This is a genomic window from Pseudoalteromonas sp. S3178 (genome assembly GCF_005886985.1).
GTDB classification, from domain to species: domain Bacteria; phylum Pseudomonadota; class Gammaproteobacteria; order Enterobacterales; family Alteromonadaceae; genus Pseudoalteromonas; species Pseudoalteromonas carrageenovora.
The window spans coordinates 1-375 of the sequence record NZ_PNCW01000521.1 but is presented as its reverse complement, the minus strand read 5'-3'; the positions used below and the strand labels follow the sequence as shown (position 1 = coordinate 375).

1 protein-coding gene is annotated in these 375 nt (G+C 42.4%); it reads right to left on the bottom strand.

Going from position 1 to position 375, the window contains the following annotated elements:
• A partial coding sequence (locus CWC11_RS22035; protein ID WP_249330809.1) for a thioesterase II family protein occupies positions 1-375 on the bottom strand: 375 nt, incomplete at both ends.

Here is a 375-nt window from a genome sequence, read left to right as displayed (position 1 = left end):
ATGGCTGTGCCGTTAGCTCTTGCCACGCAATAACATGTTCATTCAAGATCTCATCATCAACGCCATGGAAAACATGGATTGTGATGGGTAATGCACACTGTTCTGCTACATAGGTATCAGCTATTTTAAAATCAGCTCGGAGCAACGGGAGTAATAGCTCCATAAGCTCTTTATTTTCGAGGATTTCTTTTGGCGTACCATTTAAGTCACGAAGCTCAGCAATAAATTCATCGTGCGGTAAGCCATGTAAATGAGACTTAGTTGATATGCAGTGTGGCGCTCGACTTGCTGAAGCAAATATTTTTTGCGGTGTTGGTAAGCCTGCGTCCAGTAATTGAAAAGCAAGCTCATATGAAATGCGGCTACCTAAACTGT